This window comes from Nocardia sp. NPDC050435 (assembly GCF_040655395.1).
Lineage (GTDB): Bacteria > Actinomycetota > Actinomycetes > Mycobacteriales > Mycobacteriaceae > Nocardia.
Window position 1 is genome coordinate 333,215 of the sequence record NZ_JBFAJW010000011.1, and the last position, 12,499, is coordinate 345,713.

14 protein-coding genes are annotated in these 12,499 nt (G+C 68.8%); 12 read left to right on the plus strand and 2 right to left on the minus strand.

The genetic code is table 11. The annotated features are described in order from the left end of the window. Positions 1-11: 11 nt before the first annotated feature. On the minus strand, positions 12-563 hold the full coding sequence (locus AB0I43_RS31510; protein WP_357433114.1) for a hypothetical protein: 552 nt from the start codon (positions 561-563) through the stop codon (positions 12-14). Continuing rightward, complete coding sequence (locus AB0I43_RS31515) at positions 560-994, minus strand: helix-turn-helix transcriptional regulator (protein WP_357433115.1); 435 nt, start codon at positions 992-994, stop codon at positions 560-562. Before AB0I43_RS31515 ends, AB0I43_RS31510 begins: the two co-directional genes overlap by 4 nt. A 1,000-nt stretch (positions 995-1,994) precedes the next feature. Between AB0I43_RS31515 and AB0I43_RS31520 the strand changes: the two genes are divergently transcribed. From AB0I43_RS31520 to AB0I43_RS31575, 12 genes are all read left to right on the plus strand, one after another. Next, the gene (locus AB0I43_RS31520; protein WP_357433116.1) at positions 1,995-2,777 is read left to right on the plus strand and encodes a hypothetical protein; all 783 of its coding nucleotides are present in this window, start codon (positions 1,995-1,997) and stop codon (positions 2,775-2,777) included. Next, positions 2,774-4,018, plus strand: a complete 1,245-nt coding sequence (locus AB0I43_RS31525; RefSeq protein WP_357433117.1) for a cutinase family protein — start codon at positions 2,774-2,776, stop codon at positions 4,016-4,018. Before AB0I43_RS31520 ends, AB0I43_RS31525 begins: the two co-directional genes overlap by 4 nt. Beyond that, positions 4,015-5,148, plus strand: coding sequence for a lipase family protein (locus tag AB0I43_RS31530; protein WP_357433118.1), 1,134 nt, complete (start codon positions 4,015-4,017; stop codon positions 5,146-5,148). Before AB0I43_RS31525 ends, AB0I43_RS31530 begins: the two co-directional genes overlap by 4 nt. Before the next feature lie 98 nt (positions 5,149-5,246). Continuing rightward, complete coding sequence (locus AB0I43_RS31535; RefSeq protein ID WP_357433119.1) at positions 5,247-6,791, plus strand: cutinase family protein; 1,545 nt, start codon at positions 5,247-5,249, stop codon at positions 6,789-6,791. A gap of 318 nt (positions 6,792-7,109) precedes the next feature. Then, positions 7,110-7,661, plus strand: a complete 552-nt coding sequence (locus AB0I43_RS31540; RefSeq protein ID WP_357433120.1) for a hypothetical protein — start codon at positions 7,110-7,112, stop codon at positions 7,659-7,661. Beyond that, complete coding sequence (locus tag AB0I43_RS31545) at positions 7,658-8,317, plus strand: hypothetical protein (RefSeq protein ID WP_357433122.1); 660 nt, start codon at positions 7,658-7,660, stop codon at positions 8,315-8,317. The genes AB0I43_RS31540 and AB0I43_RS31545 overlap by 4 nt, the downstream gene beginning before the upstream one ends. Continuing rightward, a complete protein-coding gene (locus AB0I43_RS31550; protein ID WP_357433124.1) occupies positions 8,317-8,616 on the plus strand; it encodes a hypothetical protein in 300 nt (99 codons plus the stop codon). Before AB0I43_RS31545 ends, AB0I43_RS31550 begins: the two co-directional genes overlap by 1 nt. Positions 8,617-8,680: 64 nt before the next feature. After that, positions 8,681-9,586, plus strand: coding sequence for an alpha/beta hydrolase (locus AB0I43_RS31555; RefSeq protein WP_357433126.1), 906 nt, complete (start codon positions 8,681-8,683; stop codon positions 9,584-9,586). Next, positions 9,583-9,816, plus strand: a complete 234-nt coding sequence (locus AB0I43_RS31560) for a hypothetical protein (RefSeq protein WP_357433128.1) — start codon at positions 9,583-9,585, stop codon at positions 9,814-9,816. Before AB0I43_RS31555 ends, AB0I43_RS31560 begins: the two co-directional genes overlap by 4 nt. 18 nt (positions 9,817-9,834) lie before the next feature. After that, positions 9,835-10,473 carry a hypothetical protein gene (locus tag AB0I43_RS31565; protein WP_357433130.1) on the plus strand — a complete coding sequence of 213 codons (639 nt, stop codon included), beginning with the start codon at positions 9,835-9,837 and terminating at the stop codon, positions 10,471-10,473. Between the two features lie 15 nt (positions 10,474-10,488). Next, positions 10,489-11,295, plus strand: coding sequence for a hypothetical protein (locus AB0I43_RS31570; RefSeq protein ID WP_357433132.1), 807 nt, complete (start codon positions 10,489-10,491; stop codon positions 11,293-11,295). A 44-nt stretch (positions 11,296-11,339) separates the two neighbouring features. Continuing rightward, on the plus strand, positions 11,340-12,499 hold a 1,160-nt coding region (locus tag AB0I43_RS31575; protein WP_357433134.1), incomplete at its 3' end, for a hypothetical protein.

Here is a 12,499-nt window from a genome sequence, read left to right on the forward strand (position 1 = left end):
CACAGCCTCGATTAATAGGGTGAGCCCAGAAACTTCTGAATTCTTTCGACAATGGGAGCGACCTCGTCGGGCACGATCCATTCGTCCTGTGCCGGCCGCCACTCGTGGAGGGCCATGCCCATGACCGATGCGAACAGCTCTGCCTCGGCCTCCTGCTCGTCGGAGTACGAGGAACGCAGCAGCATGCTGATCACGATGGAAGGGTCGATGTCCGGGAAATGGGCCTGCGAGAGAACCCGTTCGGCGTCGGTGATGCCGCGGTGCTCGAAGACCAAGTGTCCGATCTCGTGCAGGATCGTGTGGTTCTGGTGCAGCTTCGAGGTATTCGTCGAGAAGAAGATCCAGATCTCGTTCGGCATATGCGCCAAGAAGGCCGAAGGCCCCTCGGGTGGTAGCACGGTAGGAACGGGGATTATCGGACGTTCGCGCTTCGCGCTCAGGCTCGCCAGCAGCGACTTGAGATCGGGCGGCGTGCCGATTTCGTCGATGAGCGCACCGCAGCGCTGGTTCATGCGTGAGAACCCGTCGCGCGGAGCGCGTCCGAAGAAGGGGAACCCCGTCATGGTTGGTCTCCGTGTTCGAGACCGTGTAGCCGCGCGATCATTCCGGTCAGCAATTCGATGCTCGATGGTGACAGCTCGGAGATGCGAGCGAGGACGTCCTCGACGCCGGCGGCCTCCATGGTGTTGGCCAGGGCCTGAAGGCTTCGAAGCTGCTCGAGTTGCTGGTGGATCTGGCCGCTTCGTGGCGTATCGAAGAAGTACTCGGGATTGACACCGAAGAATTCGGCGAGCTTCTGCAGCGTGGCGCGGGTGGGGTTGCTCTTCTTGCCGGTGCGCAGCTCTGACAGCGCGCCGATCGAGATTCCGGTCGCGCGGTGCACTTCCGGATGCGACCACGGCCCACGGCCGCGCGGATGGACAGTGCGGAACAGGTAGTCAACCCGCTCCGCCAGAAATCGTCCTGGTCCTGGCCCTGCGGTGTCTTCGGCCACTGTGTGCTCCCTTGGTCTCACCCCGACTCTCCCTGCAGGCAACCCCCGCTGCCTATCTGTACGAAGATAGGTGCTGCGACTGGAAACTTCAACCGATAACTCCTGTGTAGCAACGGAACTGAGCCGAACTGCTGATTTGCTGACCGGTAGGTCGACACACCTGTCGCTGTGATGACAGCCTTCAGTCCTTAGAGGCGCTACTCGGTCAGCGAGCGCGACACGGCCTCGTTCAGGCTTGGCCCTCGCGTCTGCGCTGACGCGGATCGAAACTGATCTCGATCACTTGGGCGAACCGGACAGGATAGATCACCTCCGCTCGGATGGGCAAGAGTGGGATCGCGCAGTTCGCATGTAATCCAGCAGTTCGGGGTGGCTACTCGAAGGCTCCCCAAGCGGTGGAAGGCCGGCTGGCGGGGGTAAGCGTCGGTTCGCTCGTGGCTTGCCGTGCGTATGCCGAACTCCCGGCCTGCCTGAGGGGTAGTCGTGGAAATCCTTAAAGATCTTGAGTGACAAGGTCGTTACCGCTTCGCGGTAAAAGTGCAGCTACAGCCGGGTTTCATGATCGACAAGCGCGTTACTACTACACATCTTGTCACTCGAAAACCTTGCCTAGCTGCTGTTTTCGAGGTTTGGATAGTGGAGCAATCGCAAACATTCTGAAAGGAAACAATTGTGGATCCCTTTGTCGTCCTGCAGTGGGTGAACGGCCTCCTGTCGATCGCGTCCAACGGCGTCTTCCTGGCCCAACAGGTCATCGGGCTGATCTTCTAACCAGCGCTGACGAGGCGGTCTCCCCGGCCGCAACGCCGCCACCGGGAGACCGCCGGACCGCGCTGAAAAAATTCTTTCGATTCCCAAACTCTTTCACCCTGGAGAAGGGCTATTTGGCATGCTCGAAACACGACGCGAATGGGATAAACACCCCCTTCGGCGGGTTCAAAGCCCGGTCGCTTCCCGTACCGCAAACGACACCCGCTGCCGCGTCGCGGTCCTGGGCGCGGTGCCTGTCGCGGTAGTGCTGGCGTGTAGCGGAATCGCCTCCGCGGCAACGCCGCTAGGCGAAGTCGCCGACCAGCCCGGCGTCACCAGCCCCACCCAGCCCGGCTCCACACCCGCCCCACCACCACCGACGGAACCCGCTCCGCAGCCCGAGCCCGCTTACGAGCAGCCCCCGGAGATCCGCAACGCCGCACCCAGCCGTCCCGCCCCCTCGCCGACGGCGCCCGCACCGCCGGTCGACCTCACTGAACTGCACTGGCCCGAGCCCGTGCCGCCGGTCGCACCGATCGAGCCGCCGCCCAACAAGATCCGTGTCGGTCAGTGGGAAACCGAGACGCCGCCGTGGCTGCCGCCGGAAGTCCGCGACACCATCAATGATGTCGCCGCCGGTGCGGAAGCGCAGGTCGCGACCGCGCTGGACTCGGTCGGTATCCCGCCCGGGCGCTCGGACCGCGTCAGCGGTGCCACAACCGCGGGCCTGCTGGTCGGCGGCGCGGTCGGTGCGACCGTGGCCGGTGCGCCGGTCGCCGCCGCAGCGGCGCTCGTCGGGGGAGCGGTCGGGGGCACCATCGGCGGAATCGCCGGTGCCGCACTGGGAACCGTGATCCCGGTCCCGGTCATCGGCACCGTCACCTCCGGTGTCGCCGGCACCGCGATCGGCGCCGCCGCCGGCGCCGCTGCGGGCGCGCTCATCGCCGGAGCCCCGATCGCGGTAGTCGGCGCGGTCGTCGGCGGCACGGTCGGTGCCGGATTCGGTGCCGGAGTCGGGGTGGGGCAGCCATGACCACCGCCCAGAACCGACGTCTCCGTCCGGCCGTCGCGGCGCTGATGCTCGGCGCGGCAACAACTCTCACCACAATCAGTGCCGGTAGTGCGCAGGCGGTGCCGCTCGGGCCGGGCTGCCCGGGACTGTATGTCCTCGGGATCCAGGGCACCGGCCAGTCCTCACCCACTGCGGATCCGCTCGCCGACACCGGCGTGGTCGGTGCCCTGCTCGGCCCGGTCGTGGCCGCCGTGCCGGGGCTGGTCCAGCGCAGCTACCTCGGCTACCCCGCCGGGTTCGGTGGCATCGTGCCCGGCGGCGGCCCCGACCCCTATGTCTCCTCGGTCGGTGACGCGCGCACCCAGCTCGACGCCGCCGCCCGCCAGATCACCGAACAATGCCCCAACACCTTGCTCGCTGGTGTCGCCTACTCCCAAGGGGCGCACGCGATGTCGGCGTTCGCACGCGATGTGGGCGCGGGGCGCGGGCCTGTCGGCCCGGAGAAGATCGCCGCGATCGCGCTCTACTCCAACCCCAGCCGTTCCCCGGACAGCCCGATCTTCCCCGGCAGGCCGGGGCAAACCGTCCCCGACCCCGCACCCGGCACGGCCGGGGGAGCGGTCTCGGGCGTCCAGATCATCAGCACACCCACGGCGGGCAGCGGAATCGACAGCAGCACAGCCGGTTACGGAGCATTAGAGGGGCGTGTCGCCGACATCTGCGCCGACGCCGATCTCGCCTGCTCGGCACCGAGCCAGGCCAGCGTACTGCGTTTCGGTGCCCAGCTGCTGGGGCAGGCCAACCTCAACGACCCCTTCGCCGCCCTGGGTTCGATCAACGGCTTGTTCCACGCCGCTCTGGGGGAGGCATGGTCGACGACGATCCTCAACGACGTCACCGTTGGCGGCGGCAACGTCGACTACACGCCCAGCCAGAGCCTGTCGACGCGGATGATCGAGGCCGCCGACCCACGCATCCCCGCCCCGACCCCGCAGGACGCCGACCTCGCGCGGGCTCGCTGGGGCGAGATCACCGCCACGGTGGCCGCGAATCCGCTCGTGCTGGTGCCGAAGCTGGCCAGCCAGCTCGGCGCGGCGTGGGCGCAGTTGGTCGCCAACAACGCCGCCCTGGCCGACCCGAACGTGTGGCTGCACTTCGCCGGCACGGTCGCCGCCCACAACGGCTACGCCCTGACCGGCCAGCTCGGCTCCGGCATCGCCTGGCTCACCGCACTCGCCTACGACATCGGACCCCGATCATGACCGAACCCCAGATCGAGGACAGCTTCTACACCGCGCCCGCGATCACCGGGCACCGCAAGGGGGCGCTGCTGAAGACGCGCAAGATCCCGCTGCCCCAGCTGGACTCGGCGCAGGCGTGGCAGATCCTCTACGTCGCCAGTGACTCCTTCGGTGAGAAGCTCCCGGCGTCGGGGACCGTCATCGTCCCGGACTCCAACGCGGTCGCCGGATCCGGGCCGCTGGTGGCCTACGTGCCCAGCTTCCACGGCCTCGGCGGCAGGTGCGCCCCGTCGCAGCTGCTCCAAGACGGCACCGAACGCGAAATCGACTACATCGCCATGGCGTTGGATCGCGGCTGGACGGTCGCGATCCCCGACGGCCGCGGTCTGGGCGTGACCGGTCGCGGCCCGCACACCTTCCTGGCCGGCCCGTCCGGCGGGGCCGCGGTGCTCGACATCCTGCGCGCCGCGCAGCGGATTCCCGACCTGGACTGCTCGAATCCTGCGGTGGGGGTGTGGGGGTACGCCGATGGCGGCCGGTACGCGGTATGGGCGGCGGAGATGGCGCCGCTCTACGCCTCGGAGCTCGATCTGCGCGGTGTGGCGGCGGGCGCGGTCATCGCCGATCCTGGTGCGCTGGCCGAACGCTACGAGCTGGGCCCGTATCCCGGTCTCGGGTGGGCGGCCATGCTCGGGTTGGCGCGCGCCAATCCGCACATGCCGATGCTGCACATGCTCAACTCGGTCGGCCACACCGTGATGAGCTTTCTCCAAACCGCTACGGCCGCACAGGTTCTGGCGCGGTTCCGGCGCCCGGTCGGACAGTACTGCGATCAGCCCGACCCCTGGAACAACCCGCTGTGGCGGCACGTGCTGGCCTGCGAGCGGTCCGGGCAACAGATCCCACGCTGCCCGATCCACCTCTACCACGGCGCCGACGACGTCTTCGTCCCGATCGAAGGCGCCGAGCAACTGCGTGACACCTACCGCGAAGCCGGTGTCGAGGTGAGCTGGCGCGACTACCCGCACGGCCACTACGAAACCGCCGAACAAGGCGCGAACGAAGCCGTCACCCGGCTGGCCGCCTACCTCCAGCACCGGCCCGAACGCGCCGCCGATTCCCAGCCGACTCCGAGCGAGACGACCCCATGACCCTTCTCCGGGAAACCCTGCCCGCGCCCGCCGCCCCTCGCCCGGGCGCGGGCAGGCCCGCCGAACAGACCATCCACACGATTCGAGGTTGAAACACCATGACCCGCAACGATTGCCAGACATCGGTCCGCACCGACGGTGGCGTCGCGGCGCGCGTGTTGTCGGTTGTCGCTGTGACATGCCTGACCAGCGCACTGATCGCTGCCGGCGCGGCTGGCGCACAGCCGGACACCGAGGCCGCGCCGATCGACGGTAACTGCCCTGCCCTGTACGCCCTCGCGGTCCAAGGACCCGAGGAAAGTTCCGCAGGCACCGACCCCTCCCTCGATACCGGTGCACTCGGCCAGGCTTTCGGCCCGATGCTGGCCAGCGCCGACGGACTGGTGCAGCGCGCCTACATCCCCTACGGACGCGACGAGAACGGTGCGCAAGAACCCTACGAGCAGGCCATCACCACCACCGCGACACTGCTGGAATCCACCGCAACCGAGATCATCCGCCGCTGCCCGAGTACCAAGATCGCCGTGGCCGGTTACACCCAAGGCGCCCCCGCCGCAGCCTCCTTCGCCCAACGAGTCGGGTCCGGCCAAGCCACGGTCGATCCCGACCACGTCGCCGCGGTCGCGTTGCTGGCCAACCCGGTTCGGGCCGCGAACACACCAGCGATCCCAGGGCGAACCGGTCGGCGCACCCCTGAACCTGTGCCCGGCACCCGAGGCAGCGAGGTAGCCAAGATCTCCTTCGGGACCACCGCCGAGAGCGGCGCGGGAGTCGACCGCAGCGCTCCGACGGTTACCGAGTACGGGGCACTGACCGGCCGCGTCGCCGATCTGTGCGTGGCCGGTGACCTCACCTGCGCAACTCCGACCCAAGGACCGATCGCCACCGCGATCAGCAACATCACCGCCCAATCCGACCTGCGCGACCCCGTCTCGGCGATCACCACAATCGCGGACTCCCTGGCCGCCACCGTCTACAAGACCGCCGTCGGCGTGGTCAACGAAGACCTTCACGGACAACGCCTCGACGAACTGTCCTACGACCCCGCCAAATCGCTGAGCCAGCGATTCGCCGAAGCCTCCGACCCGTCGACCCCCACGCCGGGCCTGGACCAGGCCCTCGCCGCGATCCTGCGGGTCGGCACGATCGCCGTCAACGCGGTCACCACGGTGGCCAAGAAGGTCTTCACCCCCACCACGATCGCCGAACTCGCTGCGGTCGGGTTGGCCAACCCGACCGCAGCGCTGGCCTCCCTGGGCGCCAAGGTCGCGGGCGCCGTGGTGGAGCTGATCCCGCCGCGTACCGCCAACCGGTGGATCGAGCAAGCCTTCACCACCCTGACTACCAACATCGCCGACAACAGCGAGCTCTACCTGCTCTCGGCCAACACCCAATACAGCAGCACCTCCGGGCGCCACGGCTCCTACAACAGCGCCCCGGTGACAGCCAGCGGTGAATCCGCGCTCGCCGCGACCGCCGACTGGTTCACCGCCACCGCCCGCGACCTCGCCGCGACCGCCAACCAGCCTGCGGCATCGCCGCATCCGGCCACCAGTTCGGCGACATCACCACACCCCACGGCGCCAGCCCAGCCGCCGAACCCACCGACCCCATCCCCGCGCGGGCCCGTGCCCGCTCCCTGACCCCTTCGGGCGGGAGGCGGCTCAGCTCGGCACCCAATCACCGACACGAGCTGATCCGTAAGTCGATCCCGAGGCGCTCCCCCCGAAGGGCCCACCCCAGCACTCATCAAGGAGGTGAACGACATGGCCCCCGATCCCCGAACCAGCGACGCACACGGCTGGGGATGGCTCAACACCACCACAGCACCGCTACCCCTGCACCACCCAGGCCACCGAACAGACCAGCCCTCCGATGAGTGGGAATGGATCGCCGGCCCGCCGCCCCCCGAACCCGGCCCACGCACCGCGAACCCCACACACCGGGGCCATGGCATGCCGATGCCGCCGCTGGCAGTGTGGCTGAGCATCGCATTCGGCATCGCCGCCACGATCGCGATCATCGCGCTGCTCGCCCCGACAGCACAGTGGCGCGACAACGCACCGACCGTCGAACCCGAGTCGGCAGCGCCGAGCAGTGCGGTGCCCCTGGGCTCGACACCACCCGCGATTCCGAGCAGCCCGGCCTGCACGGGCTTGTCCGGCGCCCTGGTCACCGCCACCGTCGCACCCTCGGCGGGACCTCTGATGGCGGCGATCGCCGAATTCGAGCACGCTTACTACGTCGGTCGCGACCCCGACGCCGCCCTGCGGTGGCTGGCACCCGAGGCCGGAATCGCCGCCGAGCCGCTGGCCGCGGGCATCACCTCGATCCCGCCCGGCACCCAACATTGCGTGGCCATCACACCCATCGCCGAGACCACCGCGACCGTGCACCTGGCCGAACGGCGCCCCGACGGGCAGCGCATCGACTACCTCCAGGTGATCAACATCCGGGTTGCCGAGGCCGGCCACGCGGTGATCACCAACATCCAACGCCAGGGCAACCCATGAGCGCCGCCCTGGTCCGCCGCGAGGTCGACGGCCTCGACAGCACCGGCCGCATGGAACCGGCCACCATCGCCGCACCCCCGGCCGAACGGCGAGCCCCGATCCGGCACACCGCTTTACCGATCACCGGCCCGCACCCACCGTTGTTCGCGGTGCTGGGAGCCCACGGCGGAGCAGCGACCTCGACACTGGCGCGCTGGTGGGGCCCGGCCGCCGACTCCGGGCTCGCCTGGCCGGCCGCGCCGACGACCACCCAGAAGGTCGTCGTCGCAGCCCGGCTCTGCATGCCCGGATTGATCGCCGCAGCAGAACGACTGCGCGAATGGCATGCCGGACTGGCACCCGAGGGCGTGGTGGTCGTCGGGCTCGTGCTCTCAGCAGTGCGCCCCGGTCGGGTGCCCGCGCCGGTGCGCCGCTACCGCGAGGTCGTCACCGGACTGGCCGACGCGGTTCACACGATCGGCTGGCACGACGAACTCACCAGCTGCGAACTCGCCGACCTGGCCGAGTACCTGCCCTTCGATTCACCACCCAAGCGCCGGGCACCGATCACCGCCGCCGTGCCCCGCGATGTCCACCACGCCGGCGCCGCAATTATCGCCGACCTCGCTCTGCTCAGGAAGGCCATTGAGGCACAGCATGTTTCGGAGGAACTGTGATGAGTGCGACCGCGCTATTGATGGACGCCTACCCCCTGCTCGCGCAGGGAGGAATCACGATCAGCCCGAAAGCGCCCCCGGAGTCGGAGCGGCTGCTCAACATCGTCCGCTACATCTCGTGGCTGGCGATGGTGGCCGGGATCGCCAGCCTGATCTACGCCGGCGGGAAATTCGGCTGGGAACGATTTCACGGCGGCGCGCTGGAGTCGCCCAAGATCGTGCTCGGCGCACTGGTCGGCGGAATCCTGTCGACCTCGGCCGGGGGAATCATGAACGCCATCGTCACCGGCGGCGGATGACCACCGTCCTCGCGCTATTCGCGACTGAGCCTGTCTCCCTTGATGATTCGTCGAAAGAACTCGCATGTCGCTTGATCCTCACCCGCTCACCATCACCGCCGCCGACGGCGTGCGTCTATCTGGCACCCGGTTCGGCCGGCCGGACACGCCGGCCACCCTCGTCTACTTGCACGGCCTGCTGACCGATTCCACCTTCTGGACCCCGCTGACCCGGCGACTGAGCCACCGCTTGGGCGAGGGCATCGCACAGGTCGTCTACGACCAGCGCGGACACGGGCACTCGCAGTGGCCGCCGAAACAGCAACACACCACCCTGCGCCGATTGGCCGAGGACCTCGACGAAGTGTTGGCTCACGCCCAGGGCGCGGTAGTGCTGGTCGCGCATTCCGCGGCGAGCCTGGTCGTGCACACCTACATCGAGCACAGCCCATGCCGTGAGGTGGCGGGACTGGTGTTGTTCAACGCCGCGTGCCATTTCCGGTTCCACGACATGGCGATGGTCCCCGCTCAATGTCAACCGACGCTGGCCCGGCTGCGCCACCAGCGACGCCGACGCCTCGATCCTGTCGCCGCGGCGGGGCACGCCATGCTCGAGCGCCGCCTGCGCGCGTTGGACCGGCAGGGAAAGCTGGCGCATTCCTTCGTCACCGGCGCCCGGCGCGGTGACCCGCGGGTGCTGGCCGACCTGCTACAGCAATGCAACGAAACACGATTGTCGGCGCAGGCGGCGGTCGCGATGCGCTCGACCCCCTCGTTCGTGCTCGGCGGCGAACTCGACCGCATCGTGGCCGCCCACGACTCCGTGCGCCTGGCGGATGCGATCTGGGCCGACTACGAAATGATCCCCGGCGCTACCCATTCTCTGCCACACACCCATCCCGAACTCGCCGAGGACGCGGTCCTGCGTGCCCTGGAAGTCGCCTACCGCGACCACGAATCCGTGCCCGCCGTCGACGGGGCCGACTGGTGAGCGCCAAACAGCTCCCGGCAGGGGTAACCGAACCGATCTTCCAGCTCCTGGGATGGCTGGCCTGGCTGGTGCTGGTCCTGTGCATCGCCCGCGCGGTCTGGGTCGGTGGACTGCTCGCGGTCCGGATCTACCGCGAGGAAAGCATCGAAGGACTGGCCGGAACCATCGCCGCCGCAGCACTTCTCGGCTCCGCTGGCGGGCTCGCCGCCGCCATCATCGGCACCCGCTGACCACGAAGGAAATTGCCCATGACCTGCCTCGTACACTTCAGAACCAACACCCGCCTCGCAGTCTGCGCCGCCCTGGCGATCACCCTCACCGTCTTGAGCTGCTCGCACGACGATGACGACGGAGCACCCGCCGCGCAGCCGGACCTCGATCTGCGCACATTGCCGAGTGGGTTGCGGTGGATTGCGTTCAACAACATGCAACTGCCGGTCGCCCGTCAAGGCCCCGCCGCCGACAAGGGTGCGGTGGTGTCGGGGTTCGAGCAGTCACCGGTCGGGGCCGCGCTGGCCGCGATTCACGCCACGGTGCGCATGTCGGTCGCTCTGGACAGTCAGTGGCCGGCGGTGACCGCGGCGATGCTGGCGCCGGGGCCCGGACGGGACGAATGGGCCGTGCTGCGCACCCAGATCTCCATCACCGAAACCCCCTCCGGCGAGATGCCCCGCATCGCAGGGTATCGGGTCGAGCGCTACACCCCCGAGACCACTGAGGTCTCGATCTACACCCGCCAAACCGACTCCTCGCTGACCCGCAACGCCACCACCGTGGCGTGGCAGTCCGGGGACTGGAAGCTGCTGATTGCCTACCAGCCGCCCGTCTCGGCGGTGACTGCGATCGAGACCATGCCCGCCGAGGCCGTCGCACTGACTCCGGCGTGAGAACGGACCCACCCCATGAACTTTCGCAATCTGTTGATCACCCTCCTCCTCGGCATCACCCTCGCCGTCGCGGCAGCGTTCGCCCTGGCGATGACCGGTAACCAAGGCCCCAGCACCCCCTCGACCCCGAGCAGCACACCACCCGGCGCCACACCCTCGCCGTGGCTCACGCCCGTCACGCCGCGCACCGTCAAGCCACCGACGATCGACCGCTTCGGAAACCGGCTCAAGGACAAAGGAATAGAGGAAGGCAGCGTTCTCCCGCAGGATCCCGCGGCCCGGATCCCCTCGAACCGACCGGACTACCTCAGCGCCGCACCCGCACGAATGCAATGGCAGCGCGGATGGGGCGGTGCGGCGCTACCGTTCTCGGGCAGCGACGGCCCCGCCCAGATCCGTTCCGGTGTCGCCTCCGGCTTCGCCCCGACCCCGCAGGGCGCGGCGCTGGCCGCCGCCGACGCGCTCGCCCGCGTGCTGGCCGCACCGGAGGGGGTGTGGCAACAAGTCCTCGCCCAGCGCTACCACGGCGGTGGAAAAGCGCTGGAAGCGCGCTTCGCGCGAGCCCGCAGTTCCACACCCGACGCCGCGCAATTCGTTGCGGTCCCCGAAGGCTTCCGCGTACTACCGGACTATCGACCCGATTTCGCGGTCGTCCAGATCGCGACCAAAGCGCCCGGCGGAAGCGCCTACTCGACCTGGCCGATGACCTGGAACGACGGTGACTGGCGAGTGCGCGTCCCCGACGTCATCGAAACCCTCTGGGCCCCAGCGACTCCGATCACCTCACTCGTCGACTTCACCAGCTGGAAGTCGACGCCGTGAGCCTGCCCAGTGCCCACCGATCACAAGCGATACTCGCCGAACCGATGCACCAGCAAGTCCCGGATGTGGTGTGTGACATCCCCGGCGGGCCGGGCGCGGTCTGTCAGCTCGGGCGCCTCGGCAGCCGAGTCGCCACCGAGGCCGCGAACTCGGCCTTCGACAAACTCGTCGACGCCTTCGTAGATGGGGCGGCCGACATCTTGCAGTGGGCGTTGACCTGGTGGCTAGATATCCCGTCCCCGACGCTGGCTACACCCTCGGGCGAGCCGGGGACGCTGATGAGCTCGATCCGCGACTACACCAGCGGCCTGCAAATCCTGCTGCTGACCGCCGGAATCATGTTCGCCGCCGCCCGGCTGGCGCTGGCCAAACGGGGCGGGCTGGCCGGGGAAGCACAGGAATCCTTCATGACCTTCGCCAAAGCGGTCTTCGCCTCGGCGATGTTCGCCGGTGTGGTCGCCGCCGGGACCCGGGCCGGGGATGAGTTCTCGAACTGGGTGCTCTCCGACGCCACCGAGGCCGACGCCCCCGGCGTCATCACCCGCCTGGCGGGATTCGACCTGCGCCACGGCACGCAGTTCGGTTCGGGTCTGCTGCTGATTCTCGCCTTGCTGGGAATCCTCAGTGCCCTCGTGCAATTGGTGATGCTCGTCGTGCGCCAGGCACTGCTGATTCTGGTGGTCGCCGCGATACCGATCGCTGCCGCCGCCTCCGGCATGGGGCCAGGATCGCAGGGCTACAAGAAAATGCTGGCGTGGGCTCTGGCCTTCGTGCTGTGGAAACCGGTCGGCGCGCTGGTCTATGCGATCGCGTTCACCGCCGCCGGTGGGCCCGCCCAAGCCCAGCAGGATCCGCAACTGGTCCTGCTCGGTCTTCTGCTGCTGGTGATGGTGCCGATCACGCTGCCGGCGTTGATGCGGTTGATCGCGCCCGCTGTCGCCGCCTTGGGCGGCGGTGGTGGTGCCGCGGCGGCGCTGGCCGGTGGCGGGCTGGGGATGGCGATGGGATCGGGCGCAGGTCGCGCCGGTGGCCAAGCCCGCAAGATGGGCGAGGGCGAATCCTCGCCCGGCGGCGGCGGGCCCCCGCCTGCGCGTCCCACCGGTAGCGGCTCAGGCGGCGGGGGTCGTCCGATGCCCTCCGGAAACGGCGGAACGACCGGGCGCGCGGGCGGGAGCGCGAGCTCCTCGGTCGGACCCGCGACCGG